The sequence below is a fragment of the Rhizobium sp. CG5 genome (assembly GCF_023701945.1).
Classification (GTDB): domain Bacteria; phylum Pseudomonadota; class Alphaproteobacteria; order Rhizobiales; family Rhizobiaceae; genus Allorhizobium.
This window is the reverse complement of sequence record NZ_JABAEF010000001.1, coordinates 273,137-296,559: the sequence shown is the minus strand read 5'-3', so window position 1 is coordinate 296,559 and position 23,423 is coordinate 273,137. Positions and strand designations below refer to the sequence as shown.

The window sequence follows — 23,423 nt, the reverse complement described above, 5'->3', positions numbered from 1 at the left end:
TCAGACACCCGCCCCATCCCCCGACATCGGTCCCAGAAAAAAAGATATCGCCCAAAATATCGCGCCACTTTTTTGTGTGTGAGACCGCCGGTCCTAATCCGAGGGTCTGGGGACTTTTGACCCCCCCCCCGGCCGTCCGCTGAGGGCTAGGCCTCGTCGCATCGCATGCCCTGGGCGGTGGCGATCGCCAGGGGGCTGTTGAGCCAGAGGTCGGTCAAGGTGCACTGCCGCCGAGCATATAGCGCTTCGAGCCGTTGCTTGACGCTGTCGTGATGCCACTTGCAGCAGGACTGCCACATGCTGGTATCCCAGAACTTGTCGGGATCGCCATGATGCGGATCGACGTGATCGACGACGGTTGCCGGGACAGTCAGGCCTTCAGCATCGCATCCGATGCAGAGGGGTGAGCGTGCCAGATGGGTCAGCCGCGCCTTGCCCCAACGATGGTTGTAACCACGATCGGCCGCATTGCCACGCCAGCGATCAGCCTCTTGCTTCTGTTCCTTGCGGGATGGTGCGCCGGCAGGTCTGAACTGTTTCGCGCGTTTCATATCTTAAGAACACAAAAGGCGACCTCTCGGCCGCCTGTCATCGTCTCAGTCTATCGGGCATAGCTTTCGCACTGGCCCTGAATCGGCGTCTCTCGTCGAGACTGTCAGGGCGGGGTCCTATCGGCGTACCCACCTGGAAGCTTTCGCTTCACTCGCTCCCGGTCAATGCCGTCGGCTCAAAGGCTCGCAATCAGGATCATAGGATTATCCGTGGGCAGATTTGTACTCATACTTTTTCGATCTGCGCAATATCTAATTCGACTGGCGTCAATCGCCCGAAGATATCCACATCGACCTTGATCCGGTTTCGAATCGTGCCCATCTCGACCACTGCTCCATTGAAGGATGCAAACGGCCCATCGACCACTCGCACGGCTTCGCCAAGGTGATAGACCATGGCCGATGGTGGCCGGTAATCATATTCGCCATTGCTGGCCTTCTCTATGAATTTGCTGACGAATTTCATGGGTACGCGATAGGGTGTCTCAGCGCCGCCGACCACGTCGACCACATTGTCAAACCTTCTCAGACCAGCCATGGCTGCGACGTGCGGAACACATCTCACCATCACATAACCAGGCAGAACGGGTAGCATCGGAGAGGGAATGATGCGGTGCCGCTTGACAATCTTGTCGCCTTTGCGGGTTGCAACAAGGCAATGCACACCAGCATCAGCCAATGCTTTTTCCACAACGAAGTCGGTCCGAGGCTTCACCCGCAGGCAAAACCACGCCGCAAGGTCCGGATAATCGTCAGCGATTCGCCGGCTGGCCATGCCGATATTGTGGATGCGAATCGCATTCTCGCTGATCGCCTTTTCGCGCTTGAACACCGCATAGTCGCGGATCTCGATCACAGGCCCGTCGATATCGCCTCGTCTATGCTGCATCATCGTCGTTCCTCGCTGCCTTCAGCACCTGGTGAAACCGTGCCACGGCCTCGGCCACGGCGTGGTCGAGATCGTGCTCTGTCTCGTCGATCGGTGGAAACTGGACGTATTCGAGCTTGCCGGGATCGGGCACGAAGGGCCATTGATTGGCATGGTGCAGCCGCCTCCAGGCGTCCCAGACCTCGCTGCCGACCTTGACCGCGACAAAGCCCGCAGACGCTTCTGCCACGTCGCTTGCCACGATCACGCCTCGGAATTCGGCCGCCTTGTCGTGCAGCTTCGTCACGTCGGGCCAACCCTGCTTCAGGCATTTGTCGCGCCACATGACGTCGCGCTTGTCCGGCTTGTCGCGGATAATCTGCTCTTCCAGCGGCGTCCAGAACAGCCTGCGCATCGGCGTTGCAAGCCCTGCGAAATGCTGCCCCATCCACGGCCGGCTATAGGCGTTGGACACCACGGGCGCCGCAGCCTGCGCTTTCACGGCCGGCAGCTTCTCCCAGCGTTTTTCGGTCAGATAGACGCCTGCCGAGCAGATCAGCTTACGGCCCGATGCCTTCACCGCCGCCAGATAGGCCTCGGTTCCCGCCGCCGCTGCCACCCGCTCGTCGCTCGACAGCCCGAACCACGCCTTGCTCGCCGCGGGCTGGCTGTCGCTCACATAGCTCGGCCAGGTCGGATACCACCGCTTGAAGCCGTGTTCGATCCGTTTGCGATCCTCCTGCCCTTCCAGCTCGCTCACGCTCTCTCTCAAGCTTACTGGTTCTCTTACTGGTTCCCTTACAGGGTTACTGTCCAGATTCTGGACTCGGCTTTCGCCATTTTCTGGACTCGGCTTTTCGTCATTTCTGGACTCGGCTTCCCCGTTTCCGTGTCCAGTTTCTGGACACGGTTTTGGCGTTGAAAACTGCTCGAATTCGGGCTCGAAAGAGAAGTAATAGCGCGTCCGTTCCTGCTTCTGGCTGCCCTTCTGCCGCCGCCGCTCCCTGGCGATCAGGCCAAGTCTTTCCAGCTCGTCGAGATAGACGTTGAGCGTGGATTTAGGCACTTCGGCGTCATACGCCAGTGTATCCTGGCTTGGAAAACAGCCATTGTCGGGATGATGCCGGTCGGCCAGATGCCACAACACCATTTTTACGGCCGGCTTCAGACCGCGCTGCTTGATGGCCCAATTGGTCGCGTCATGGCTCATACCCGGCCCTCCGCAATCAGCCGTTCCATCAGGTCGATGCGGGTGCCGATCCAGCGCATGACATTGACGGCCATGGAATTGCCCAGCGCCTTGTAGCGCGGCCCATCGCTGGCCTGTGCTTTGCCGTTCCACGGCACATTGGTGAAATCGTCGGGAAAGCCCTGCAGCCGCTCGCATTCGCGCGGCGTCAGGCGGCGCACGGCCCAGGGCTGTGCGATGGCCGGCGTCTGGTGCGCCGAAAGCGTCTGCACCGTGCCGTCGTCGCTGTAGCCCAGCGTCGTCTGCTTGCCGCCCGCCTGATGGGCAAAGGCGACGGCGTGAGGTTGGGTATTGGCCATCAGATGATAGACAGAGCCGTCTTCAATGATACCCGCGCCAGCATCGCGCTTACGGGACGCGCCTGCGGCGTCAAGGCTGTCTGATCGCGCTATGCCATCTCTGCCAAGCGCATCGGAATGAATGGCAATGGCCACCACCGGCACGATCGGCGTGCCGCGCCCCGTGCTATCCTCGGAAGCATCGAAGCCTTCACCCTTCAGGGTATGGGCAACCAGCAGGTCTTCGCGGGCTTCATGGTCGCCATAGGGATTGCGCGTCAGCGGCGGCGAGACAGGACCGGCAATAAAGGTCTCGACTTCGAAATCGATTCGGTGACCATGAGCCGTCAGAGCCGTCGAGACGTCGATCGCTCCGCTCGTGTTGCCGCCGCCATAGCCGACCGCGATCAGCTTTCCGCGTTCGGGATCGTCTGTTCTGCCACAGCGGCCAGTGCTCGCCGCAACGGCTCCGGCAACACCTTTCCCCGCTTGTCGGCACGGCGCAGGATCCCAGCGCAGGCCTTCGGGCTCAAGTAATACCGCTGCGGCACGTCGCCAGTCTCCAAGATATCCGACAACGAACACACGCCGTCGTCGCTGGGGCACAGCCCGCCCAAAGCCGTCCACTCGGACATATTGAGCGTCAAGAACGCGGTAGGCGAACCCATACCCGCATTCCCGAACGAATGAGAGAAAGGTTGCAAAATCGCTTTCCTCAATCCATTCGTCTCCGGCTTCGCGGCCTTCAAGACCGGATCGAACACCGCTTTCACCGTCCTCTTCATCTGTGACAGAGGAAATGACGCCGGGCACATTTTCCCAGACGAACCAGCGGGCGCCAAGACGGCGAGCCAATGCGAGATATTCGAGGGCGAGGTTGCCGCGCGGATCATCCAGTCCGAGGCGCTTTCCCGCGACCGAGAAAGACTGGCATGGTGTTCCTCCAACAAGAAGGTCGATTGGGCCGGCGCTGGCCGGGATTTTGGTGAAGTCGCCATGATTGGGCACCCCGTTGGTCGATAGCGGCTCGCCGGGCAGGTTGGAGCCGTAGTGATGGGCGAGCACGGCGCTCGGAAACGCTTCGATCTCGGAAAAGAAGGCCGGCTTCCAGCCGAGCGGATGCCAGGCCATGCTGGCCGCCTCGATGCCGGAGCAGACGGAGCCATAGGTGATCATCAAAAATTCCCATCCGCAAACGATGTTTCACGTTTGCCAATTGCTGTAACACTCTGTTTTGCCTCGCCATTGCCGCGCAGATAGTCCATCGGCTGAAGCCCGACGACGCAGCACAGCGCGAGAAAGCTTTCGACGCTCAAGACCTGTTCGGAGCAGGCCCTAGACAGCATGGCGGGGTTGAGGATGGGGAATTCCGCCGCGGCGATGCGGTAGGATTTGCCGTTTTCGGAAAGCCATTGCCGGACATGAGCGGCCAGCAGCGCGCGATCGACCTGCGGTTTCATGGGCGATCCTCCTGTCCGCCGTCGTCGGTCAGCAGGATCTGCATCGTCACGGTATCGACGCCCAGCGCCAGCCATAGCCGTTCGCGAGGTGCGGCTTTCGTCAATCGTCCCGCCCAGGCGGCGTCGAACTCGTCGCGGCTGACCTTTGCCTTGATGCGCAAATCGGTCTTGCGACCCTTTTCGGCGTTGCGGCGATCCTTGTCTTCGGTCCGCCGGGCGGGTGGCAACCGCGCCGCCACATTGCCGGCATGGCCCACATTGGCCTGCAGGAAGAATTTCAGCATGGAGGGCGAAAGGTCGATGGTCATGCCGCCACCTCGCCAACCGTTTGGCGTTTCGCAGCGTTGACCGCATCAGCCGCCCAGCCATTGGCCAGATAGTGGATGCCCTGCGCCGTCAGAAACCATGTCCCGTCGCCGCGCGGCTCGATAATGCCGCTGGCCACCATGTCGTCGATCAGAGCATTTGCGACGAGGGTCCGGACGGCGACGCCGCGCCGAAAGCTCGGCATATCGAAGTCCTGGTGCTGACCGACCCATGCGATGGCGCGATGAAGTTCCTCGCTGACCCGCTCATCAATCGTCTTGCGCGGCGTTTCCCGCGTGAAATCCTCGTCGAGGTCATTGGCAAACAGCATCGGCCCGACATGGCCGCCGGCGCCTGGCAAAAGCGGCTCGGCCGTCTTGAACCGCTCCCAGTCCACCCGGATCAGCTTCGGATAACCCTCGCCATAGCTGCCGTCGTCGTTGCGCTCCCAGACGAACCAGGCCGTGTTCATCTGGCTGGAGGCCTTGTTGCCCTGCCATCCGTCGCGATGCATCATTGGCAGGCGCCGGGAAAACAGATAGATGCGGCTCGGCGGGCAGGTCTCCATGACGAAGACCCGGTCGGCATCGTCGAATCCGGCGGCAAAGTTGAAGTTGAGCAGCATGGCCATCTTGCGCGGCTGATGGGCTTTCAGCGCATGGGCGATATAGGCATTGGCAATGCCGAAGGGCGGATTGGTGACGATATCAAGCCCGAGCGTTTCGCCGGGCTGCGAGGTCAGGAAATCGCCCACCGCATGGCATTCGCCGTGCCGGGTCGCCGTGCCGCGATCCACCAGGTCGGAGATCACGACATCATAGCCTGCGTCCTCCAGAGGCCGCAGAATGGCGCCGCGCCCGACCGAGGGTTCCTTCACCGCGGCGGAAAAGCTTTCCAGCGCCAGCAGCGTGCGCATCGCCTCGATCGGCGTTTCATAAAGATCGTCGCCGCGATCCTCTTTGGTCGCTGATTTGGTGCCGATGGCATGCCCGGCCGCCTGTTTCAGGCTGGCGCGCGAGGGTTCAAACCCCTCGTCGATCCGCGCTTCCACAGCGCGTTCGATAAAGCCCGGCTCGGCCCGCTCGGCGTTGCGCAGCTGGCGCGCCTGGTGCAAATGGCCGGGATCCAGACCGACATCTTCAAACGTGAAAACATTTTCATCGGAAATGTTTTTGGGGCGGCCTCGCCGGGCGATCTGCCCCTTGGCCTGCGCCTCGTCGACCACGTCGGCCATGGCGACATAGCACAGGCTTTCGATCTTGAGTGCATCGGCCTGCATACGCCGCGCCTTGTCGATCAGCTTGCGCGAGGCCTTCACCTTCGTCGCAGCCAGCGCCGCCGCCTTGGCCTGCTCGTACACGGTCGTCGACAGCATCAGGGCGTCTTGCACGTCTCCCTGATCGTACATCGCCCGTGCCCGCTCTATGGCAAAGACCAGTTCTGATACTTCGGTGACAATCAGGGTCATGCCCGGTTCGCCTTTCCGAGCAACACAGAGAGGGAGTCTTCGGAGAAGACGTCGCCAACCTTGCAGGAAGGGTCTGCTGGGATGCAGTGATCAAGGATCCGTTGCAAGGCTGCGTTGTCTTGCAGATTTTGACGGATGATCTCCTGCAACTCGTACCAATGCAGGTCACGGACATGTTCGCCAGTTCTCAACGTTGCGGCGCATGGGCTTGCGCCCTTCTGCCTCTTCACTGAAGAAGCGGAAGCTGTTTTGCGCAAAAAGCTACGGCTTGGTTCAAGGCCATTGCTAACGCGATCAGAAATCAGGGCAGAAATGGTGCCGGGCGCATCGTGCTCAAGTGTAGAAAGCCGACTGGCCTCGAACATGCGGCGCTTATCAAGGCCTGTATCTGCAACTTTTATCAAATGCCGCGTATCTGCGGAAGGACGCCCACCAATCTGCGTAAGCCCTGAGGCCTTCGCAGCGCGCCACCTGTCTGCAATTGCAATCACAGCCAACGTCTCGATCAACAAGGCGTCCGCCTGCAATCGGCGCGCTTTGGCAATGATCACCTCAGAAGCTTTGAACCTCGCTGCGAATGAAGCGGCCGCCTTAGCCTCGTCGTAAATCCCTTCGGCCAGCATCCGGGCCGTTTCGACATCGCCTTGATCCAGCAAGCCCCGTGCGCGTTCGATCGCCTGGACCAACGCGCTGATATCGCCCTTGTCGCGAACAACCTGAAGATTCATCACCGCCCCCTGTCCGCTTCGTCGAGGAGATCGCAGACCTCCTGCTCGGAGATGTCGAGCAGGACGGCGATTTCCGTCGTCGCCCTGCCCTCACTGTGGAAATACTGCAGAACCAACGGCATCAGCCGGGCCTTCCGGCCAAGCCGCAGCGTCGGGTTCTTCTCGATCAGCGAAAGGTTCATGATCCACCCGCCCCGATCGTCATCAGTTTGGCCGCCAAAAGACTGCGGGCCGGGCATGGCACCGAGACGATGATCGCATCGTTCGAAACGCAGAAAGCCGCCGAGCATTCGAACTCGGCGGTGGTCGCGCTGAACGTCGCCAGATCATGGGCCGGCACCCGCGCCGCCTCGCAGGCCGGGCAGCGGGTCTTTGTCGACAACAGGCGGATATGGGCCTCGCTCATCTCAGGGCGCCTTGATAGCGCCGATGCGGGCCATGGCGTCCTTGCGGGTCAGCTTTTCCGCCGCGTCCTGCCGCTGCGCCGTGTTGCGCGCATCGCGGATCTGTTGCCAGCGGCCCGGTTCCCAGGCCCAGGCCGGAAGCTCGATCAGCATGCAGCCGTCGACAACCTTGCGGCCCGGATCTTCGCCCTTGAATTCGATCTGTGGCGTCGTGTCGTCGGCCGGCAGGCGAAAAATCACGCAGTGCTTGAGGCCAGTCGCCTTGAACAGTCCGGCCTCGTTCGGCCGGATCATCAGCTTGCCGGCGTCGTCTCCGGTGCCGCGCAGAATGTCGAACTGTTCGGCCGCGCCAAACGCCACGCCGAATTCCGCCGAGGGAATGGTGATCTGTATCCGCCACGCCCCCCCCTGGCGCGACACGGTGGAAACCTTGAATTGCCCGGGCTTTGCCTTGGGCGTGGGCACGATCATTTCGAAAGCCATGACGTCAGATCCTTTCCAGTTTTTCGAGAATGGCGCCGGCGGCGCGGATCAGCTGGTGCAGCTGCAGGCAGAGGGTCTTTTTCTCCAGCGCATCGATGCGCCCGTCGGCAAAGGCGGCGCGGGTCATGCGCCACAGCTCGGTCGCCTCATCCATGATCTGGAGTGCATCGCCTTCCGACAGGCCCGGTTCGGCCTTGACCGCCTCGTCGAGCGGCACCAGCCGAAACCCCAGCATTTCCGCCATGCGGCTGGTGATGACAGGGCTTTTGGCCGCCCGGTCCACATCGACCGCCACGTCGATCGGCATGAAGGTTTTCAGGTGGTCGTCTTGCTCGGAGGCATATTTCGACAGCTGGCTGACCACGACCCGCGTGCCGTGCTGCACCAGCGACGGCCCACCGGCCAGGTCATAGGCCACGTCGGGCGCCCGCTTCAGCGCGAGATAATCTCTTTCGGAAAAACGGCGCACGAAAACCCCCATCAAAACGGGTCAAGGAAAAACGGTGGGAAAAGGATTCCATGAAAGCCGCCGGCGGGCGGCTTAACAAACGTCAAGCAAACTCACGGAGGCCCGCATGCACGATAGACCAGCAGCCCGCACAGCCATGGCCGACAGGTTGAAAAAGAAAAGGCCGGAGCGGTCCGCCGTGCAAAGCTCAAGCACGCTCCGGCCAGGTGCCGCGCGCCGACCTCACAGCGCGCAGGGGAGAAACATAGGAGGAGGCGCATCATTCGGCGGCCTCCGGCAACAATTTACTGACATCAACGCCCGTCTCCCGATTGATCGCCATTGCAAGCTTCAGGGAGGGGGTCGCCACACGATTGCGTATCTTGCTGATCATCGATCGGTCGCAGCCGACTTTCGACGCCAGTGCGGCGTCAGTGAGCTTGTGCAGCGACATGTGTTCGTCGAGGGTCATGGCGCGGAATGTGAATGTCATGAACGTGAATGTCAAGCACAAGGTGAATGACATGGCATGGCATTTTTGCATTTTTAAGCAGAAAATAGGATAATGGCCCCGATCAAGAAACCAAAGCAGCAGCTTCAGAGGACGTATCTGAAGGAATGGCGAGAATACAACAATCTCAGCCAGGAAGCCGCCGCGTCACGAATCAACGTATCCCGAAGCCTGCTCTCAAAGATCGAGAACGCAATAAGTCCGTACACGCAGCAATTTATGGAAAACGCGGCGGCTGCATACGGCTGCGACGTGCCAGACCTGATTATTCGCAACCCACTTGACCGCGAATCCGTCTGGTCGATACAGGACCAACTGAAAAAGGCAGATCCCGTTACCCGCAAACAAATTATTGACTTTGCAAATTTCCTTTTGAAATCGGGAACTGACCACTAACCAGACACGCTCGCCAGATTGAGCAAGCTCTGGTCACGGCAAGCTCATTCCGCACCGACATAGCTTCGCGCCGGCCGGCATGCTGAAATTACAATTTCGACAGGTGACCGTTTTCTCAGCCGCAGGCTGCGACAAGAACGCAGTTGCTTCGTCCCCGCGTCGAGGAAGCTCCGCACTGCCATGGCTTTCCAGCACGCCGATGATTTTATCCATCCTGCCGATAATTGCTGCAACTCCAAGCATAATCCAGCCGCCGCACCATAGCAGTGCCCCGAAGATTTCCTGAATTGCCGACGGTGCCATTATAAAAGCGAGCGCAGATCCGGCGATGCTAAGCCCGCCAAGCATATACAGAAAAAACGTCATCACGAGATCTCCGCCCATCGAATAAGTCAACCTAGAATGACTTTAATGGACACGCAACAGTTGATCAGCTGACCGCCGATCGCTTCGACCCGATTCGCCGCCCACAGGCCGCCCCAAAATCACGATGTTCATAGCATGCACATTTCCGCTTGACGGGAATGTGAATTACATGCACATTCCTCCTCACGCCACACACCTCAACCTCCCTGTGTGGTCGCCGCAAGACACCCCGCCGCCGATCACGCTCTCACCCCCTCCGGAGAGCCGGCGGCGGGGCAGCGGCGGGAAAGAGGAGAGAGCCCATGCCTTCGCCTGATGCCAACCATTTTACCCCCTTCGGCGCCCGCGTCTCGCCCCCGCCGCAGATCCGCCTCAAAGGCCCGTCGCCGCTGGAGCAGCATATCGCCCGGCGCGTGTTTCTCGGCTCGCTGGTCACCGCCATCATGGCCGTGTCGCTCTGCGCCGGCCTGGCTGCCGTCCGTCTCGTCGAGATGGAGCGCCAGCTCGAACAGGCTGCGAGGGTCTGACCATGGGCACGATCGTCACCATTGTCGGAATTAGCCTGTCGGGCTTTGCCGCGCTGCGGTGGATCATCACCCGCGCCCAACGCGCCGAGACCGAGCGCACCGCCGAGCCCCGCGGCGCGCTCAATTTCGCGCTCGACCGCTGCAGCAAGGATGAGCGCGCCGCCTTCATTGCCGCCTACCTCGACGGCAATGCTGAGGCGCTGGCCTGCCGCTTCCCGGAATGGCAGGCCTTCCGCAATGACTATGTGACTGCCGCTCTGGACTTTGACCAATGAGCGAAGTCGTCACCTTCCCCAAACATTTCAAGCCCCATGTCGTTCCGACCGCGCCGAATGCCGGCCAGCGCCTGACCCTGGGTCTTGCTGACGCGATCGGCGCCACGGGGGCCGCAAGCCTTGATCTCTCCGAGGCCATGCGCCTTGCCGCCCTGGGCCGGCCGCTTGGCCCCGGCAACAACGTCGATTGCGGCGAAACGCTGACCTCGCTGCTATCGGCCACGCTGGCCGTCATCGACATCATGGGCGCTCCCGAACACACCCGCCCGCTGCGCCACCAGGTCGTCGCGTGGCTTTCCACCGAAGGAGGCGGCGATGACGACGGCGCCTGACGAAAAACCCCTTCTGCCGTTCCGCGTCCATTTCGAGGACGGCACGAAACTCGATGTCCAGGCAGTGGACGCCAAGACCGCCGCTACCGAGGCCGGCCAGCGCCACCCCGGCATCATCCGCAAGACCAAACTGATCCGTGAAACCGAACAAGGATAATTTCGATGAGCATCGCCATCAACAACCCACGCCTGACAAGTCCCGTCCTTTTTGCCACCGGCCGCGACAGCATCATCATTCACGCCGGAACGGAGATCACCGTCGACGGCAAAGTCCACGGTTTTGAGTGGGAAACAGCGCTTTCCCCTCCCGAGCTTGTTCCCGGCACGGATTATGCCGTCAGCCTGGGCGAGGATGGCAAGCCCGTCGTCACTCCGGCCGACAAACAAAACCCGATCGAAACAGGCGCTTTTGCCGGTTTCCACTACGCTCCCGGCGGCAATGCTCCTGCCCGCACCGGCGGCGATGCCGTGCCGGCCATCAATCCCGCATCGATCTGGGATATCAGATTTCGGCCTGCCTATTGCGATCCGCGCGGCATGTTTGCCTTTGAGACGGCCGACAGCCAGCGCCTATGGGGCGACATCTACAAGCTTGGCAGGGATCACGTAACCCAAGGCACCAGCCGTTACGGCGTCAAGATCGCCGACGGCCGCTCGCTTGACCTGCTCGATTACGCCACCGCCACGGCGATCTATGCCGGCCACGGCAAGCGCCTGATGACCTATGACGAGTTCAAGGCGGCCGCCGTCGGCGTCACCGAAAGATCAGCCGCGCCCAAAGATCCAGATTTTACCGGCCTGGACGCCGCCCGCACCAGTCGCTGGGGCATGATGCAGGCCACCGGCAATCTCTGGGTCTGGGGCACGGACGGCGACCCCGACGATCCCCGCCCGTCCATCTTCGGCGGCTCGTGGATCAGCGGCTCGAACGCGGGCTCGCGTTTCGCGATCCTCGGCAGCTGGCCGGGCAGCTCGATCGGCAACCTGTCCGCTCGTGGCGCCTGCGACCACCTGAGCCCTGTCTAGTTCGCGCGAAAGCGCGGACCTGCTGAACCCTCCAACAGGAACGCCGGACATGATCAAAGACGAGAATGGCAGCAGTCGTGATCTGGCGATCGTCGAGAAATACGAGGCCGTCGTGTCCTATCTCTACCCGATCTTTCAAGCCTTCCCGAAGCGCCACGGCGCGCTGCGGGACAATATGATCGGCATGCTGATGGAGACTGTCAGCCTCCTGTATCAGGCTGCGAAATCGAAACAGGCCTCGCGGCTCTACGCAGCCGATGCCCATCTGGCGACGCTGCGGTTCTGGTTGCGTTTTGCCGCCTCTCCCGCTGTCCGCATCCTATCGCACCATCAGCACCAGGTGGCTTTGCGCCGCCTGGCCGAGGTGGGCGCCATGCTCGGACAATGGGTGAAGGCGGCAAAACGTGACGGGCGGTAGGGGTATGACTTTGTTGCGCCCGTCCATCTTCGGCGGCTCGTGGATCAACGGCTCGAACGCGGGCTCGCGTTACGCGAACCTCGACAACTGGCCGGACAACTCGAACGACAACCTGTCCGCTCGTGGCGCCTGCGACGACCCTCTTCCGGCGCGGCGGTGGCCACGGTCCCGCCGGCCACAGTCCACCGGCGTTTACGCGCCAGGGTGGTCGGCCTTTCCGTCCGGCTTCGGCGAAGACATTGCAAGGTCCGGTACAGCGGGGAGTAGCGGCGACACCGCCGTCGAAACCCGCGACCGGCATTTGGAGAACAAGGCCATGGCCCGCAAATACCGCAACCTGATCGACACCATCACATCGGACGCCAACATGCGCGAGGCCTTCCGGCTGACCTCGCTTGGCAAACGGCTGACGCCGGGCCACCTGGAATACAAGGAATATGCCGCCCTCAACCTGCATCTACTGGCCGGCCGCATGCGCGACGGTACCTATCAATCGGGCGAACCCCGCCAGTTCCGCATCTTCGATCCCAAGGAACGCTTGATTTCCGCCCTGCCTTTTGAGGATCGCATTGCCCAGCAGGCCCTTTGCGCCGTCATCGCGCCAATCTTCGATCGCACCCTGTTGCCGCGCAGCTTCGCCTGCCGCCCCGGCAAGGGCACCCATGCCGCCGCCATCCTGTTGCAGGCCGATATGCGCCGGCTCGATCGTGACGGCCCGCTCCATGCCCTGAAGACAGACTTTTTCCGCTATTTCTACAGCATCGAGCGCGGCGCCCTGTGGCAACTGATCGAGACAAAAATTTCCTGCCGGGCAACGCTCACCCTGATCGAGGCCATGCTGCCGCGCCAGGGTATCGGCCTGCCGATCGGCAGCCTGACCTCGCAGATCTTCGCCAATATCTATGCCGGCGTGGTCGATCGCCACTTGCAGCAGGATCTCGGTGAGCGCTGCTGGTATCGCTACATGGACGATATCGTCGTGCTCGGCCGCGATCCCGACCATCTGCGTAAAGTGCGCGGCTCGATCGAGCAGCTGTCGCGCGATCGACTGGGCTTGCGCTTTTCCAAATGGAGCATCCAGCCCATCAGCCGCGGCGTCAATTTCGTCGGCTATCGCATCTGGCCAAGCCACAAGCTCTTACGCCGCGACAGTGTCACCCGCGCCCGCCGCAAGATCCGCGCCTACCGCGCCGGCGGCGATTTTGTGCGTCTGGAGCGCTTTCTGGCCGCCTGGACCGGCCACGCCAAATGGGCCGACAGCCGCAACCTGCTGCGCAGCCTCGATGTCCAAACCGCAAATCTCACGAAGGGAGTCGCCTAATGGCCGACCACACCAAGATCGAATGGACCGACGCCACATGGAACCCGATTACCGGCTGTTCCTTGGTCTCGCCGGGCTGCACCAATTGTTATGCCATGAAGCTCGCCGGCACGAGGCTGAAGCACCACCCGAGCCGCGAAGGCCTGACCAAGGACAGCAAGGCCGGCCCGGTCTGGACCGGCGAGGTGCGCTTCAACGAGCAATGGCTCGACCAGCCGCTGCTTTGGACCAAGCCGCGCATGATATTCGTTTGCGCCCATGGCGATCTCTTCGCCGAAGGTGTGACAGACGCATGGCTCGACCAGATCTTTGCCGTCATGGCGCTCAGCCCGCGCCACACGTTTCAGGTGCTGACCAAGCGGCCAGAACGCATGCGGGCCTATCTGAGCAATCCCGAGACCGTGCAGAGGGTCTACGACCTGGTGATGGACATGGTTGTCGTCGACGGCGTCAAGGCCATCCTCACGACGCCCCGGACCCATGATGTGGCGCCAGCCGGCAACAAAGTCATGCTGGGCCTCTGGCCGCTGCCAAATGTCTGGTGCGGAGTGTCCGTCGAAGACCAGAAGCGCGCTGTAGAGCGTATCCCGGTCCTGCTTCAAACACCAGCCACCATCCGTTGGATTAGTGCAGAGCCGCTGCTGGGTCTGATCAACCTGACGACGATCGACGTCGATAACGACAGTTTTGTCGACGCCCTCAATATCAGACTATGGGGTGACGAAATTGAAAACTGGCAGGGCACCGAACAAGATTGGGAGACCAGTTTTATGGACTGGTACAACCTCGCAGAAATGCCTGACCCAGAATTGGAAATACTACCTCGCCTCGACTGGGTCGTCGTGGGCGGCGAAAGCGGCAGGGCCGCCCATCCGATGCACCCCGACTGGGCCAGATCCCTGCGCGACCAATGCGCCGCCGCTGGCGTGCCCTTCCTGTTCAAGCAATGGGGTCACTGGCGCGAATGGCGTGACGTTGCCAGCGGCTTCACCAACTGCTCGCGTTTTGACCGTCTCGGCAATGTGACGGAAGCGCGTGCCCGGCTCCATGCGCCGTATCGAAACGGCTTTCAGCAGCCAGAGGGTGACTTCCCCTGGCAGGGCAATTTCCTTCGTTTCGAGAAGTCCGTTGCCGGCCGCCTGCTCGACGGCGTCGAACACAATGCCTTCCCGGAGGTGCGCTGATGTCCAACATCAAACTCCCCGCCGATAGCGAAATGCGCCGCATGGTCGCCTCCGGCCTTGGCCGGCGCAATATCGCAGCCGCTTGCAGCTGCAGCCTGTCCGCCGTCGACGCCAGGCTGAAACGCCTTGGCCTCGTCGCACCGCTGGAAAGCCTTTCTCGCCCCGCCGATCCCGATCGCATGATCGTCCCGACATGGATCATGTCCCGCATCGACGGCCCCATCACCCTGCCCCGCCTGTCGATCCAGGCGCGGCCCTACCAGGAGCATGCAAGATGAGCGAGACAGACGCAAAAATCCCTGATCGCATCTATGTGCAGTTCGGCAAGTCCGAAGCCACATGGCCGGCCATCAGTCTGCGCATGTGGAGCCTGGAGCCGTTCAAGGGCGCGACGACCTACGTGATCGAGCCGGAGATCTACACTACGTTCGACGGTGAGCCGCTTCCGGATGCAACGCCAGCGGAGCCGCAGCCATGACCCCGAACCCTCCCGGATACGACGAATACAAAACCGAAGAGCGCCGGCAGGCCAAGATCCTCACCGATGCCATTAATGAGACAATCATGGCCACGGCGCGCACGTTTGAAGCGCCGATCATGAATGCGCTGGCCAGCGCTTTGGTTGCCAATGAAGCTGCCATGCTGGCCTCAATCGAGGATCCCAGACACCGCAAGGCGATGCGCAAGGTTATGGACGATACGCGCCCCCGTGCGCTGGCCGAGGCCATGACGAAAAACCACGGAAAGGCGCAGGTCATTACGTTGGGAGGGATCCGCCAATGACCCTCACCCGCAAGCTCGAAACCCTCACTGTGCGCTGCGATGCCTGCCCGACCGTCTATCGCCACACCTATGGCGAGGCCGACTTCCTGACCATGATGGGCGATATCCAGCGCGAAGGCTGGAAGCCGAAGAAGCTCGCCGGCGTGTGGCACCACACTTGCCCGGATTGCGCTAGGTCGCGCGAGGGGAGGCTGCTGTGACGATCCGCCCCATTTTCGCATGGTATGACCTCTGGGTTGGCCTGTTCTGGGACCGGCATAAGCGCCGGCTCTACATTTTCCCGCTGCCCTGTCTTGGCGTCGTGGTTTCGTTTGGCGAGCCGGCCCTATGACCACCGACGCCGATCGCCGACTCGCCAATGCCCGCCGACTGGAACAGATCCAGATCCGCACCAATGAGGCCAGTCGCGATTGGCATCTGATCGCCCGTGGCCGCGAGCATGAGCGCATCGGCGCCATGCTGGCACCGGGCACGGATCCGGTGGCGATCTGCATTCTCACGCCCGATTGCGGCTATGCCGATCGCGATTTCCTGATCTACGCCCACGCCGACCAGGTCTTTCTGCTGGAGCTGCTCGCCCGCGCCTATGACCGTATCCGCGCCCAGCGCGCCGAGATCAACCGTCTGACCGCCGAGATCCACACCTTGCAGTGTCGGATGGCTGGCAAGCCGGAGGGCAATTATGCTGCCGAATGCGCCATGCGGTGCAAGGATGACCACCTGTTCCGGCGATACCTCATCGAGTGCCACGGTCTGGCCAACGCCACCGACCTAGAGCGCGTTGAGACCAAGGTTCGCAGTGTTCTGGCGATCAGCTCCAGGAAGGAACTCAACGAAGATCTGGCTGCCTGCGCAAGGTGGAAGGATCTGCTGGCTGATTATTTCAAGTGGAGGACGGCGCCATGAACCCTGCCCCGCCCCGCAGCGTGCCGCGCCTCGGCCTCAATCGTGTCGAGCTGGCCCAGGCGATCGGCGTCAGCGCCACCTCTGTTGATCAGATGGTCAAGGAAGGCTACCTTCCACCGCCGCGCCGCTGGCACACGCGCAAGGTCTGGCTGCTGTCCGATGTGGAAGCAGCGCTGCAGGCCTGGCCCGAAGATGCCGGCGCGGCAGAGTTCGACACCCATGAAAGGCAGGACGGGCCGGACGATCAGTGGACGGCCTCCTGATGCGGGATTTGGCCAATATCGATCTGCCCTATGTCGAGACCAACAAGAGCCGCCACGGCACGATGCGCTATTATTTCCGCATCGACGGTCGGCGCATCTGCCGTTTGCCCGACGATATCGACAGCGAAGACTTTGCCAAGGCCTATTGGGTGGCCCGCAGCGCGTCCGGCAAGGCGCTGGAGCGCGAGGAACGCCCGCGCCCGCTGCATGTCACGGTCAAGCCCAACACCTTCCAGTGGCTGTCTCTGGCCTATATGCGCTCGTCTGCCTTCACCATGCTTGACCTCACGACGCAGGGGAAGCGCCGCGCCATCATCGAATCCATGTGGGATGAGCCGGTTTCGGCCAAGAACCCGGCAGGCCCGCGCTTTGCCGAAATGCCGATGGCGCGCCTCGATATCCGCAATCTGGAAATCCTGCGCGACCGCAAGAAAGAAACGCCTTTTGCTGCCGACGAGCGCCTGAAGATCCTGCGCCAGATCCTCGACACCAAGGATGCCGCCGGCCGACCTTACGTGCAGAACACGGCGCGCCTGGTGCAGCCGTTCCGCGCCCGCAGCGACGGCCACAGCACGGCCACGCCGGACGAGTTGAAACAGTTTATCGCCCATCACGGACAGGGATCGAAAGCCGTACTGGCCATGGCGCTGTTGATGTTCACCGGCTTCCGCGTCTCGGATCTGGCGGCGATCGGCCCGCAGCACCGCCGCAAGGATATGTTCAAGCTGCGGCTCTTCAAGAACCGCAATCGCACGCCCGTTGATATCGAGATCGCCATCCACCCCATCCTTGAGGCGGTGCTGGCCAACCATAAGGTCACCGGCATGACCTATATGCAGACCGAGTATGGCAAGGCCTTTTCGGTCAAGGGGCTTGGCAACCGCGTGTCCGACTGGTTCACCCAGGCCGGCCTTCCGCACCTGACAGCCCATTCGGTTCGCAAGGGCCTCGCCACCGACCAGGCCCATAACGAGGCCACTGATTCGATGATGGAAGCCATGTTCGGCTGGACCGACGGCAAGACCTCGAAAATCTACACCCGCAACGCCGAACGCGCCCGCCTCGCCCGTCAGGCCGTCGCCAAGATCAACTGGGACGGCATCGGCGCAACCCTGCTGGCAGATGCCGAAGGTGTGGCAGGGTGTGGCAGCGCGCCTTGAAATAAAACGGCATTTCCAGAAGCCGAAAGTGTGGCGCACCGTGCGCCAAGTGCCTGACAAATAAGCCCAAACCCCATTCCGGGCGAGGCCTCCATTCCCTTCCTAATTTCACGACACATTATTGATTTGCCTGCCGAAATCGCAACGGCGATCGGCCAATGACAATGCCGCTCCTGTGGTTGTGGCGGTTCCATACACGTCGTCGAGCCAGCCTGGGTGGATCATCATCAGAGACGATAAGGGACGCTACCAGCCCATCCGGGCAATAGCGTCCATCAGTCTGCTTTAAGCCCTTACAGCCACTGCGTCGCATCCGCCGTCGACTGGCAGCCATAGGGTGGCAGCTGGGTGGTGAAGGTGGTGTGCAGTCTGTCGCAGCCCCATTTGTTGATCGGTCCCGGCATGCGGCTGTTCAATTCGATTCCCACTTCGTTGTAGGGGCTTTCGACATTGGTGACATAGCGATACCAGCGGAAGCCGGCGACCAGCACGATGGCCAGTACTACGGTCAGCAGGATGCGAAGAATTTTCATGGTTTTTCCTTTATAAGCGCGCGAGTTCCAGCGGGCATCGCAAACCGATGCCCGTCGGGCAGCCTCCCGGCACAGCGCGGTGCCGGGGCTGAGACGTTTCTGACGATCAGAAAAAGACGACGTAGCCGGCAAACAGGCCGTTGGCGACCAGCAGGCAGAACACCGCGAACGAGCCCAAGTCCTTGGCATTGCGGCCGACCGTGGAGATTTCCGGCGAGATCCGGTCGACCAGTTCCTCGATGGCCGTATTGAGCGCCTCGATGGCAAACAGCACCAGCATCAGCACGAGGAAGGCCAGGTATTCCCACAGGGCTGCCCCTGCAATGGCAAACAGAGCCAAGCCGGCGGCAAGCGCGATCAGCTCATGGCGAAAGGCCGATTCGCCGATCAACCGCCGGAAGCCCTGCAGCGAATAGCGCGAGGCGGCAAAGACATGGGCAAAGCCGGTGACTTTGCGGATCGGATTGGCACTGGCATGCCGTGGTCCCGCCTCGCGGGTGACAGGCTCACTCATGGGTTTTGTTGGTCACTCCGGCACTGTCGAAGGTCGCCATCCCGGCATGGCAGGCCGCGGCCGCCTTGACGATGCCGGCCGCCAGCGCTGCCCCCGTCCCCTCGCCAAGCCGCATGCCGAGCGCCAGAAGCGGCGTCTTGCCGAGCTTTTCGATCGCCCGCAGATGGCCGGGCTCGCCCGAGACATGGCCGATCAGGCAATGGTCGAGTGCCGACGGGTTGATGGCCTTCAGGATAGCCGCAGCCGAGGTCGCCACATAGCCGTCGATCAGCACCGGAATCTTTTCCATGCGAGCCGCCAGGATCGCGCCGGCCATGGCGGCAATCTCGCGGCCGCCAAGCCGCCGCAGCACCTCGAACGGATCGTCGAGATGATCGCGGTGGAAATGGACGGCCGCCTCGACCGCCGCGGTCTTGCGCTGCAGCACCTCGCCTTGCGACCCGGTTCCCGGACCGACCCAGTCCTCGGCCGTGCCGCCGTAGAGGGCCAGGTTGATGGCCGCAGCAATCGTCGTGTTGCCGATCCCCATTTCGCCGATGCAGAGCAGATCGGTTCCGCCGGCAATCGCCTCCATGCCGAACGCCATCGTCGCCGCGCAGTCGCGCTCCGACAGCGCCGGCTCGCAGGTGATGTCGCCGGTCGGGTAATCGAGCGCCAGATCGAAAATCTTCAGGCCGAGATCATGGGTCACGCAGATCTGGTTGATCGCCGCACCGCCGGCTGCAAAATTCTCGACCATCTGCTGGGTCACCGACGACGAATAGGGCGTGATGCCGTGTTTCGTGACACCATGATTGCCGGCAAAGATCGCCACCAGCGGCCGGTTGACCGCCGGCGGCCGGCCCGTCCAGGCCGCAAGCCACATGGCGATTTCCTCCAGCCGCCCGAGCGAACCCGGCGGCTTGGTCAGCTGCCGGTCACGATCGCGCGCCGCCACGAGCGCCGCCGTATCCGGACCGGGCAGGTCGCGCAGAAGCGAACGGAAATCATCGAATGGCAGACCGGTGACGCTCATCAGGCAGGCTTTCTTGTGTTTCTAGGCAAAATCGGGCTTTGTGGGCTCATCTAATACGCAGACGGACGGACCGCAACAACCCATAAAGCGGCCCTGCCCTTTGCCTATGTGTTCACCTTCGACAATGGAGTGCCGCGATCCGATGGATTTGCGTGAATTTTATGGCGATACCGCCCGGTCCCTGGCTTTCTTGAGCCGCCTGCCCGTTCCCGGCCGTTTTTTCACCGGCCAGACCGGGACGATGACACGCATGGTCCAGGGCTTTCCGCTGGCCGGAGCCCTCATCCTCCTGCCGGTCGCCGTCGTGCTGGCGATTATGCTCAGCCTTGGCGCCACACCGCTGATGGCGACAGTGGCAGCCCTGTCCGTGCAGACGCTGCTGACCGGCGCCCTGCACGAAGACGGCCTCGGTGACACCGCCGATGGCCTTGGCGGCGGCCGCGACAAGGACCATGCGCTGATCATCATGAAGGACAGCCGGGTCGGCTCCTATGGCGTCGTCGCCCTGATCCTGGGGTTTGCCCTGCGCATCGCGGCGATCGCGGCCCTCGCCCAGCACCTGCCCCCCCTCGCCGCTGCCGCCTGCCTGCCGGCCATCGCAGCCCTCAGCCGGGCGCTGATGGTCTGGCACTGGGCCTCACTCCCGCCCGCCCGCGCCGACGGTGTCGCGTCCTCGCTCGGATCTCCGCAAAAATCGGCCCTGCATGTCGCTCTGATCTCAGCCGCTGTGATTGCCGCCATCACGATCATCCCGGCCGCATCGGTCTTCGCGCTATTGATCACCCTTGCCGCCAGTGCCGGGGCAGCGGTCGCCTTTCTCGGGTTTGTGCGCCGCCGCATCGGCGGCCACACCGGCGATACGATCGGCGCCTGCCAGCAGATTTGCGAAGCCGTCGGCCTGACCGCCCTTGCCATGGCCGCCTGACCACCCAATATGGAAAAGCCAGACAACAAGGCCCGTATGATGGAATCGCCCTGCATCCTCCTCTGTTCGATCGACAGCAAAACCGGCTACTGCTTCGGCTGCGGCCGCACCCGCGACGAGATCGGCGCCTGGACCAGCTATTCCGACCAAGAACGCAGCACCGTGATGGGGCAACTGGCCGAACGGCTCAAAGGCCTTGAACGCAAGCCACGCCGCGAAACCCGCCGCAGCCTCATGGCGCGCCAGGGCGAGACGCTCTGATGCGCCTGATCATCGTTCTGGCAATTCTCGGCTTTGGCCTGGCCGTTCTGCTGTTTAATCACGACAGCGGTCGCAGTTTCGGCATGGACAATGACAGTTTCGGCCGGATGATCACCCTGCTGCCCTTTGCCGCCCTGCTCTCGGTCGGCATCCTGGCAAGCCGCCGCTCGTTGAGCGAGAGCGTCCGCCAGATCGCCTGGTGGCTGCTGATCATCCTGGTGCTGGTCACCGGCTATCTCTACCGCAACGATTTTTCCGCCGTCGGCAATCGCCTGTTGGCCGGCCTCATGCCCGGTCGGGCCGTGGTGGTCACGACCAGCGAGGGCGGCATGGAGGTGATCCTGCACAAGTCGCTCGGCGGCCACTTCGAAACGACGGTGGATGTCGACGGTGTCGCGGTGCCGATGCTGATCGATACCGGTGCATCCTCGGTGGCACTGAGCTTCGAGGATGCCGTCAGGATCGGCATCGACCCTGCCAATCTGAACTATACCCAGACGATCCTGACCGCCAACGGCCGGGCCACGGCAGCGCCGATAAGGCTGGCGCAGGTGGCCATTGGCCCGATCGTCCGGCAGAACATTCCGGCCATGGTTGCCGAGGAGGGCAAGCTCGACCAGAGCCTGCTCGGCATGTCATTCCTGTCGACGCTCGGCTCCCTGCAAATGCAGACGGATGAATTGCGCCTGCGCGACTGAGCCCAACCCCGATGGCCGATCAGTTGCGCAGCTTGTAGCCGGTGCGGAACACCCAGGTGAGGAAACCGAGGCAGAGCGCCAGGAAGATGCCGACCATGCCCACGCTGATCAGCGGATCGACATCCGCCACTTCAAAGAAGCTCCAGCGGAAGCCGCTGACAAGATAGAGCACCGGATTGAAATGGCTGGCCGTCTGCCAGAAGGGCGGCAGCATGCTGACGGAATAGAAGGTGCCGCCGAGAAAGGTCAGCGGCGGCACGACCAGCATCGGCACCAGGCTCAACTGCTCGAAATTCTTCGCCCAGATGCCGATGATGAAACCGGCCATGCTGAAGGTCATGGCCGTCAGCAGCATGAAGACGATCATCAGGACGGGATGGTCGATCTTGAGATCGACGAAGAAGGCAGCGGTGGCCAGGATGATCAGGCCGATCAGCATGCCCTTGGTGGTCGCGGCCCCGACATAGCCGATCAGGATTTCCGTCATGGCGACCGGCGCCGAGAGGATTTCGTAGATCGTGCCGGTGAATTTCGGGAAATAGATGCCGTTGGCGCCGTTCGCCAGGCATTGCGAAATCAGCGTCAGCATGATCAGGCCGGGCGTGATGAACGCGCCATAGGACACACCCTCGATTTCCTGCATGCGTGGCCCGACCGCGGCGCCGAAGACGATGAAATAGAGGGCCGTCGAGACAACGGGAGAGACGACGCTCTGCAGCAGAGTGCGGCCGGTGCGCGCCATTTCGTAGTAATAGATGGCCTTGATGGCTTCGAAATTCATGACGCGTCTCCGATCAGCGAAACGAAAATATCCTCAAGCGAGGTCTGGCGGGTGGAGAGGTCGGAAAAATGCAGGCCCGACGCCTCGATGGCCGCCAGCAGGCCCGGAATGCCGCCATGGTCCTTTTCGGCATCGTAATCGTAGACCAGCTGTGATCCCTCCTCCTGCAGCAGCAGGTTGAAAGCCGAGAGCGTTGCCGGGACTTCAGTGATCGGCTTGGCAAGGTCGAGAATGAGCTGCTTGCGACCGAGCTTGCGCATCAGCGCATTTTTCTCCTCGACCAGCAACAGCTCGCCCTGATTGACAATGCCAATCCGGTCGGCAATCTCCTGGGCTTCCTCGATGTAATGGGTGGTCAGGATGATCGTCACGCCGGTCTCGCGCAGCCGGCTCACCAATTGCCACATGTCCTTGCGCAGGCTGACATCGACGCCAGCCGTCGGCTCGTCGAGAAACAGGATGCGTGGCTCGTGCGACAAAGCCTTGGCGATCAGCACGCGCCGCTTCATGCCGCCCGAGAGCTCGCGCAGCGCATTGTCGCGCTTGTCCCAGAGGCTGAGCGATTTCAGCACCTTTTCGATATGGGCGGGATCGGCCGGCAGGCCGTTGAGGCCGCGCGAAAAACTGACCGTGTTGATGACGGTCTCGAACATGTCGGTGGTCAGTTCCTGCGGCACCAGGCCGATCATACCGCGGGTCTTGCGGAAATCCTTGACGACGTCGAAGCCGTCGACCATCACCGACCCGCCGCTCGGATTGGCGATGCCGCAGACGATCGAGATCAGTGTCGTCTTGCCGGCACCGTTCGGCCCGAGCAGGGCAAGGATCTCGCCTTCCTCGATATCGAGCGTCACGCCCTTGAGGGCCTTGAAACCGTTGGCATAGGTCTTGGTCAGGTCGCGAATGGAAATGATCGGAGCCATGGGCACCTTCTCGGATGGGTGGGGCAAAAGGGTAAGAATGGTTCCCCTATATAGGTTCTCGC

General features: G+C 62.0%; 38 protein-coding genes. 19 read left to right on the top strand and 19 right to left on the bottom strand.

Annotation, left to right across the window (positions count from 1 at the left end):
- Positions 1–146: 146 nt before the first annotated feature.
- From HGO38_RS01425 to HGO38_RS01365, 13 genes are all read right to left on the bottom strand, one after another.
- A complete protein-coding gene (locus HGO38_RS01425) occupies positions 147–551 on the bottom strand; it encodes an HNH endonuclease (RefSeq protein WP_250954139.1) in 405 nt (134 codons plus the stop codon).
- Positions 552–777: 226 nt separating this feature from the next.
- On the bottom strand, positions 778–1,443 hold the full coding sequence (gene nusG / locus HGO38_RS01420) for a transcription termination/antitermination protein NusG (protein WP_250954138.1): 666 nt from the start codon (positions 1,441–1,443) through the stop codon (positions 778–780).
- On the bottom strand, positions 1,430–2,629 hold the full coding sequence (locus HGO38_RS01415) for a helix-turn-helix domain-containing protein (protein ID WP_284739279.1): 1,200 nt from the start codon (positions 2,627–2,629) through the stop codon (positions 1,430–1,432). Before HGO38_RS01415 ends, nusG begins: the two co-directional genes overlap by 14 nt.
- Entirely contained in the window at positions 2,626–4,122 is a 1,497-nt protein-coding gene (locus HGO38_RS01410; protein WP_250954136.1) for a DNA cytosine methyltransferase, read from the bottom strand. The genes HGO38_RS01415 and HGO38_RS01410 overlap by 4 nt, the downstream gene beginning before the upstream one ends.
- Entirely contained in the window at positions 4,122–4,406 is a 285-nt protein-coding gene (locus HGO38_RS01405; RefSeq protein WP_250954135.1) for a hypothetical protein, read from the bottom strand. Before HGO38_RS01405 ends, HGO38_RS01410 begins: the two co-directional genes overlap by 1 nt.
- Positions 4,403–4,714: a hypothetical protein gene (locus HGO38_RS01400; RefSeq protein WP_250954134.1), complete on the bottom strand. Its 312-nt coding sequence runs from the start codon at positions 4,712–4,714 to the stop codon at positions 4,403–4,405. Before HGO38_RS01400 ends, HGO38_RS01405 begins: the two co-directional genes overlap by 4 nt.
- Positions 4,711–6,180, bottom strand: a complete 1,470-nt coding sequence (locus tag HGO38_RS01395) for a hypothetical protein (RefSeq protein WP_250954133.1) — start codon at positions 6,178–6,180, stop codon at positions 4,711–4,713. Before HGO38_RS01395 ends, HGO38_RS01400 begins: the two co-directional genes overlap by 4 nt.
- Positions 6,177–6,908, bottom strand: coding sequence for a hypothetical protein (locus HGO38_RS01390; RefSeq protein WP_250954132.1), 732 nt, complete (start codon positions 6,906–6,908; stop codon positions 6,177–6,179). The genes HGO38_RS01395 and HGO38_RS01390 overlap by 4 nt, the downstream gene beginning before the upstream one ends.
- Positions 6,908–7,090, bottom strand: a complete 183-nt coding sequence (locus HGO38_RS01385) for a hypothetical protein (protein WP_250954131.1) — start codon at positions 7,088–7,090, stop codon at positions 6,908–6,910. The genes HGO38_RS01390 and HGO38_RS01385 overlap by 1 nt, the downstream gene beginning before the upstream one ends.
- Entirely contained in the window at positions 7,087–7,314 is a 228-nt protein-coding gene (locus HGO38_RS01380) for a hypothetical protein (protein ID WP_250954130.1), read from the bottom strand. Before HGO38_RS01380 ends, HGO38_RS01385 begins: the two co-directional genes overlap by 4 nt.
- Before the next feature lies 1 nt (position 7,315).
- Complete coding sequence (locus HGO38_RS01375) at positions 7,316–7,795, bottom strand: hypothetical protein (RefSeq protein ID WP_250954129.1); 480 nt, start codon at positions 7,793–7,795, stop codon at positions 7,316–7,318.
- Between the two features lie 4 nt (positions 7,796–7,799).
- Complete coding sequence (locus HGO38_RS01370; protein ID WP_250954128.1) at positions 7,800–8,264, bottom strand: hypothetical protein; 465 nt, start codon at positions 8,262–8,264, stop codon at positions 7,800–7,802.
- 259 nt (positions 8,265–8,523) lie between these two features.
- The gene (locus tag HGO38_RS01365) at positions 8,524–8,715 is read right to left on the bottom strand and encodes a helix-turn-helix domain-containing protein (protein ID WP_250954127.1); all 192 of its coding nucleotides are present in this window, start codon (positions 8,713–8,715) and stop codon (positions 8,524–8,526) included.
- 93 nt (positions 8,716–8,808) lie between these two features.
- Between HGO38_RS01365 and HGO38_RS01360 the strand changes: the two genes are divergently transcribed.
- Entirely contained in the window at positions 8,809–9,150 is a 342-nt protein-coding gene (locus HGO38_RS01360; protein WP_250954126.1) for a helix-turn-helix domain-containing protein, read from the top strand.
- Positions 9,151–9,183: 33 nt separating this feature from the next.
- Here the strand turns inward: HGO38_RS01360 and HGO38_RS01355 are convergent, their stop codons facing one another.
- Positions 9,184–9,516 carry a hypothetical protein gene (locus tag HGO38_RS01355; protein ID WP_250954125.1) on the bottom strand — a complete coding sequence of 111 codons (333 nt, stop codon included), beginning with the start codon at positions 9,514–9,516 and terminating at the stop codon, positions 9,184–9,186.
- Between the two features lie 302 nt (positions 9,517–9,818).
- Between HGO38_RS01355 and HGO38_RS01350 the strand changes: the two genes are divergently transcribed.
- From HGO38_RS01350 to HGO38_RS01280, 15 genes are all read left to right on the top strand, one after another.
- Positions 9,819–10,043, top strand: a complete 225-nt coding sequence (locus HGO38_RS01350; protein WP_250954124.1) for a hypothetical protein — start codon at positions 9,819–9,821, stop codon at positions 10,041–10,043.
- A 2-nt stretch (positions 10,044–10,045) separates the two neighbouring features.
- Positions 10,046–10,318 (top strand): hypothetical protein, encoded by a 273-nt coding sequence (locus HGO38_RS01345; protein ID WP_250954123.1) that lies wholly within the window; start codon positions 10,046–10,048, stop codon positions 10,316–10,318.
- A complete protein-coding gene (locus HGO38_RS01340) occupies positions 10,315–10,650 on the top strand; it encodes a hypothetical protein (protein ID WP_250954122.1) in 336 nt (111 codons plus the stop codon). Before HGO38_RS01345 ends, HGO38_RS01340 begins: the two co-directional genes overlap by 4 nt.
- Positions 10,634–10,807: a hypothetical protein gene (locus HGO38_RS01335; RefSeq protein ID WP_250954121.1), complete on the top strand. Its 174-nt coding sequence runs from the start codon at positions 10,634–10,636 to the stop codon at positions 10,805–10,807. Before HGO38_RS01340 ends, HGO38_RS01335 begins: the two co-directional genes overlap by 17 nt.
- Positions 10,808–10,812: 5 nt before the next feature.
- A complete protein-coding gene (locus HGO38_RS01330) occupies positions 10,813–11,676 on the top strand; it encodes a phage major tropism determinant (RefSeq protein ID WP_250954120.1) in 864 nt (287 codons plus the stop codon).
- A gap of 49 nt (positions 11,677–11,725) precedes the next feature.
- Positions 11,726–12,094, top strand: coding sequence for a diversity-generating retroelement protein Avd (gene avd / locus HGO38_RS01325; RefSeq protein WP_250954119.1), 369 nt, complete (start codon positions 11,726–11,728; stop codon positions 12,092–12,094).
- Positions 12,095–12,098: 4 nt separating this feature from the next.
- Entirely contained in the window at positions 12,099–13,415 is a 1,317-nt protein-coding gene (locus tag HGO38_RS01320; RefSeq protein WP_250954118.1) for a reverse transcriptase domain-containing protein, read from the top strand.
- Positions 13,415–14,599 (top strand): phage Gp37/Gp68 family protein, encoded by a 1,185-nt coding sequence (locus HGO38_RS01315; protein ID WP_250954117.1) that lies wholly within the window; start codon positions 13,415–13,417, stop codon positions 14,597–14,599. Before HGO38_RS01320 ends, HGO38_RS01315 begins: the two co-directional genes overlap by 1 nt.
- The gene (locus HGO38_RS01310; RefSeq protein ID WP_250954116.1) at positions 14,599–14,877 is read left to right on the top strand and encodes a hypothetical protein; all 279 of its coding nucleotides are present in this window, start codon (positions 14,599–14,601) and stop codon (positions 14,875–14,877) included. The genes HGO38_RS01315 and HGO38_RS01310 overlap by 1 nt, the downstream gene beginning before the upstream one ends.
- Positions 14,874–15,077, top strand: a complete 204-nt coding sequence (locus tag HGO38_RS01305) for a hypothetical protein (RefSeq protein ID WP_250954115.1) — start codon at positions 14,874–14,876, stop codon at positions 15,075–15,077. The genes HGO38_RS01310 and HGO38_RS01305 overlap by 4 nt, the downstream gene beginning before the upstream one ends.
- Positions 15,074–15,382 carry a hypothetical protein gene (locus HGO38_RS01300; protein WP_250954114.1) on the top strand — a complete coding sequence of 103 codons (309 nt, stop codon included), beginning with the start codon at positions 15,074–15,076 and terminating at the stop codon, positions 15,380–15,382. The genes HGO38_RS01305 and HGO38_RS01300 overlap by 4 nt, the downstream gene beginning before the upstream one ends.
- Complete coding sequence (locus HGO38_RS01295; protein WP_250954113.1) at positions 15,379–15,582, top strand: hypothetical protein; 204 nt, start codon at positions 15,379–15,381, stop codon at positions 15,580–15,582. Before HGO38_RS01300 ends, HGO38_RS01295 begins: the two co-directional genes overlap by 4 nt.
- 127 nt (positions 15,583–15,709) lie before the next feature.
- Positions 15,710–16,288, top strand: a complete 579-nt coding sequence (locus HGO38_RS01290) for a hypothetical protein (RefSeq protein WP_250954112.1) — start codon at positions 15,710–15,712, stop codon at positions 16,286–16,288.
- Positions 16,285–16,551, top strand: a complete 267-nt coding sequence (locus HGO38_RS01285; protein WP_250954111.1) for a helix-turn-helix transcriptional regulator — start codon at positions 16,285–16,287, stop codon at positions 16,549–16,551. The genes HGO38_RS01290 and HGO38_RS01285 overlap by 4 nt, the downstream gene beginning before the upstream one ends.
- A complete protein-coding gene (locus HGO38_RS01280) occupies positions 16,551–17,711 on the top strand; it encodes a tyrosine-type recombinase/integrase (RefSeq protein ID WP_250954110.1) in 1,161 nt (386 codons plus the stop codon). The genes HGO38_RS01285 and HGO38_RS01280 overlap by 1 nt, the downstream gene beginning before the upstream one ends.
- 293 nt (positions 17,712–18,004) lie before the next feature.
- On the opposite strand, the gene HGO38_RS01275 is transcribed toward HGO38_RS01280, so the two are convergent.
- From HGO38_RS01275 to cobT, 3 genes are all read right to left on the bottom strand, one after another.
- Complete coding sequence (locus HGO38_RS01275) at positions 18,005–18,244, bottom strand: hypothetical protein (RefSeq protein ID WP_250954109.1); 240 nt, start codon at positions 18,242–18,244, stop codon at positions 18,005–18,007.
- 106 nt (positions 18,245–18,350) lie between these two features.
- Complete coding sequence (locus tag HGO38_RS01270; protein ID WP_250954108.1) at positions 18,351–18,758, bottom strand: diacylglycerol kinase; 408 nt, start codon at positions 18,756–18,758, stop codon at positions 18,351–18,353.
- Positions 18,751–19,773 (bottom strand): nicotinate-nucleotide--dimethylbenzimidazole phosphoribosyltransferase, encoded by a 1,023-nt coding sequence (cobT, locus tag HGO38_RS01265; protein ID WP_250954107.1) that lies wholly within the window; start codon positions 19,771–19,773, stop codon positions 18,751–18,753. The genes HGO38_RS01270 and cobT overlap by 8 nt, the downstream gene beginning before the upstream one ends.
- Before the next feature lie 142 nt (positions 19,774–19,915).
- Between cobT and HGO38_RS01260 the strand changes: the two genes are divergently transcribed.
- From HGO38_RS01260 to HGO38_RS01250, 3 genes are read left to right on the top strand one after another with little or no spacing between them, the layout of a single operon-like run.
- Positions 19,916–20,698, top strand: a complete 783-nt coding sequence (locus HGO38_RS01260) for an adenosylcobinamide-GDP ribazoletransferase (protein ID WP_250954106.1) — start codon at positions 19,916–19,918, stop codon at positions 20,696–20,698.
- A gap of 39 nt (positions 20,699–20,737) precedes the next feature.
- On the top strand, positions 20,738–20,959 hold the full coding sequence (locus tag HGO38_RS01255) for a DUF1289 domain-containing protein (RefSeq protein WP_250954494.1): 222 nt from the start codon (positions 20,738–20,740) through the stop codon (positions 20,957–20,959).
- A complete protein-coding gene (locus HGO38_RS01250; protein WP_250954493.1) occupies positions 20,956–21,657 on the top strand; it encodes a TIGR02281 family clan AA aspartic protease in 702 nt (233 codons plus the stop codon). Before HGO38_RS01255 ends, HGO38_RS01250 begins: the two co-directional genes overlap by 4 nt.
- A 19-nt stretch (positions 21,658–21,676) precedes the next feature.
- On the opposite strand, the gene HGO38_RS01245 is transcribed toward HGO38_RS01250, so the two are convergent.
- Both HGO38_RS01245 and HGO38_RS01240 read right to left on the bottom strand, forming a co-directional pair.
- Positions 21,677–22,438 carry an ABC transporter permease gene (locus HGO38_RS01245; protein ID WP_250954105.1) on the bottom strand — a complete coding sequence of 254 codons (762 nt, stop codon included), beginning with the start codon at positions 22,436–22,438 and terminating at the stop codon, positions 21,677–21,679.
- On the bottom strand, positions 22,435–23,361 hold the full coding sequence (locus HGO38_RS01240; protein WP_250954104.1) for an ABC transporter ATP-binding protein: 927 nt from the start codon (positions 23,359–23,361) through the stop codon (positions 22,435–22,437). Before HGO38_RS01240 ends, HGO38_RS01245 begins: the two co-directional genes overlap by 4 nt.
- Between the last annotated feature and the right edge of the window lie 62 nt (positions 23,362–23,423).

Excerpts from the sequence above, each read along its gene's own strand:
- HGO38_RS01425 (WP_250954139.1), bottom strand. The coding sequence starts at position 551 with ATGAAACGCGCGAAACAGTTCAGACCTGCCGGCGCACCATCCCGCAAG.
- nusG (WP_250954138.1), bottom strand. The coding sequence starts at position 1,443 with ATGATGCAGCATAGACGAGGCGATATCGACGGGCCTGTGATCGAGATC.
- HGO38_RS01415 (WP_284739279.1), bottom strand. The coding sequence starts at position 2,629 with ATGAGCCATGACGCGACCAATTGGGCCATCAAGCAGCGCGGTCTGAAG.
- HGO38_RS01410 (WP_250954136.1), bottom strand. The coding sequence starts at position 4,122 with ATGATCACCTATGGCTCCGTCTGCTCCGGCATCGAGGCGGCCAGCATG.
- HGO38_RS01405 (WP_250954135.1), bottom strand. The coding sequence starts at position 4,406 with ATGAAACCGCAGGTCGATCGCGCGCTGCTGGCCGCTCATGTCCGGCAA.
- HGO38_RS01400 (WP_250954134.1), bottom strand. The coding sequence starts at position 4,714 with ATGACCATCGACCTTTCGCCCTCCATGCTGAAATTCTTCCTGCAGGCC.
- HGO38_RS01395 (WP_250954133.1), bottom strand. The coding sequence starts at position 6,180 with ATGACCCTGATTGTCACCGAAGTATCAGAACTGGTCTTTGCCATAGAG.
- HGO38_RS01390 (WP_250954132.1), bottom strand. The coding sequence starts at position 6,908 with ATGAATCTTCAGGTTGTTCGCGACAAGGGCGATATCAGCGCGTTGGTC.
- HGO38_RS01385 (WP_250954131.1), bottom strand. The coding sequence starts at position 7,090 with ATGAACCTTTCGCTGATCGAGAAGAACCCGACGCTGCGGCTTGGCCGG.
- HGO38_RS01380 (WP_250954130.1), bottom strand. The coding sequence starts at position 7,314 with ATGAGCGAGGCCCATATCCGCCTGTTGTCGACAAAGACCCGCTGCCCG.
- HGO38_RS01375 (WP_250954129.1), bottom strand. The coding sequence starts at position 7,795 with ATGGCTTTCGAAATGATCGTGCCCACGCCCAAGGCAAAGCCCGGGCAA.
- HGO38_RS01365 (WP_250954127.1), bottom strand. The coding sequence starts at position 8,715 with ATGACCCTCGACGAACACATGTCGCTGCACAAGCTCACTGACGCCGCA.
- HGO38_RS01360 (WP_250954126.1), top strand. The coding sequence starts at position 8,809 with ATGGCCCCGATCAAGAAACCAAAGCAGCAGCTTCAGAGGACGTATCTG.
- HGO38_RS01355 (WP_250954125.1), bottom strand. The coding sequence starts at position 9,516 with ATGACGTTTTTTCTGTATATGCTTGGCGGGCTTAGCATCGCCGGATCT.
- HGO38_RS01350 (WP_250954124.1), top strand. The coding sequence starts at position 9,819 with ATGCCTTCGCCTGATGCCAACCATTTTACCCCCTTCGGCGCCCGCGTC.
- HGO38_RS01345 (WP_250954123.1), top strand. The coding sequence starts at position 10,046 with ATGGGCACGATCGTCACCATTGTCGGAATTAGCCTGTCGGGCTTTGCC.
- HGO38_RS01340 (WP_250954122.1), top strand. The coding sequence starts at position 10,315 with ATGAGCGAAGTCGTCACCTTCCCCAAACATTTCAAGCCCCATGTCGTT.
- HGO38_RS01335 (WP_250954121.1), top strand. The coding sequence starts at position 10,634 with ATGACGACGGCGCCTGACGAAAAACCCCTTCTGCCGTTCCGCGTCCAT.
- HGO38_RS01330 (WP_250954120.1), top strand. The coding sequence starts at position 10,813 with ATGAGCATCGCCATCAACAACCCACGCCTGACAAGTCCCGTCCTTTTT.
- avd (WP_250954119.1), top strand. The coding sequence starts at position 11,726 with ATGATCAAAGACGAGAATGGCAGCAGTCGTGATCTGGCGATCGTCGAG.
- HGO38_RS01320 (WP_250954118.1), top strand. The coding sequence starts at position 12,099 with ATGACTTTGTTGCGCCCGTCCATCTTCGGCGGCTCGTGGATCAACGGC.
- HGO38_RS01315 (WP_250954117.1), top strand. The coding sequence starts at position 13,415 with ATGGCCGACCACACCAAGATCGAATGGACCGACGCCACATGGAACCCG.
- HGO38_RS01310 (WP_250954116.1), top strand. The coding sequence starts at position 14,599 with ATGTCCAACATCAAACTCCCCGCCGATAGCGAAATGCGCCGCATGGTC.
- HGO38_RS01305 (WP_250954115.1), top strand. The coding sequence starts at position 14,874 with ATGAGCGAGACAGACGCAAAAATCCCTGATCGCATCTATGTGCAGTTC.
- HGO38_RS01300 (WP_250954114.1), top strand. The coding sequence starts at position 15,074 with ATGACCCCGAACCCTCCCGGATACGACGAATACAAAACCGAAGAGCGC.
- HGO38_RS01295 (WP_250954113.1), top strand. The coding sequence starts at position 15,379 with ATGACCCTCACCCGCAAGCTCGAAACCCTCACTGTGCGCTGCGATGCC.
- HGO38_RS01290 (WP_250954112.1), top strand. The coding sequence starts at position 15,710 with ATGACCACCGACGCCGATCGCCGACTCGCCAATGCCCGCCGACTGGAA.
- HGO38_RS01285 (WP_250954111.1), top strand. The coding sequence starts at position 16,285 with ATGAACCCTGCCCCGCCCCGCAGCGTGCCGCGCCTCGGCCTCAATCGT.
- HGO38_RS01280 (WP_250954110.1), top strand. The coding sequence starts at position 16,551 with ATGCGGGATTTGGCCAATATCGATCTGCCCTATGTCGAGACCAACAAG.
- HGO38_RS01275 (WP_250954109.1), bottom strand. The coding sequence starts at position 18,244 with ATGAAAATTCTTCGCATCCTGCTGACCGTAGTACTGGCCATCGTGCTG.
- HGO38_RS01270 (WP_250954108.1), bottom strand. The coding sequence starts at position 18,758 with ATGAGTGAGCCTGTCACCCGCGAGGCGGGACCACGGCATGCCAGTGCC.
- cobT (WP_250954107.1), bottom strand. The coding sequence starts at position 19,773 with ATGAGCGTCACCGGTCTGCCATTCGATGATTTCCGTTCGCTTCTGCGC.
- HGO38_RS01260 (WP_250954106.1), top strand. The coding sequence starts at position 19,916 with ATGGATTTGCGTGAATTTTATGGCGATACCGCCCGGTCCCTGGCTTTC.
- HGO38_RS01255 (WP_250954494.1), top strand. The coding sequence starts at position 20,738 with ATGGAATCGCCCTGCATCCTCCTCTGTTCGATCGACAGCAAAACCGGC.
- HGO38_RS01245 (WP_250954105.1), bottom strand. The coding sequence starts at position 22,438 with ATGAATTTCGAAGCCATCAAGGCCATCTATTACTACGAAATGGCGCGC.
- HGO38_RS01240 (WP_250954104.1), bottom strand. The coding sequence starts at position 23,361 with ATGGCTCCGATCATTTCCATTCGCGACCTGACCAAGACCTATGCCAAC.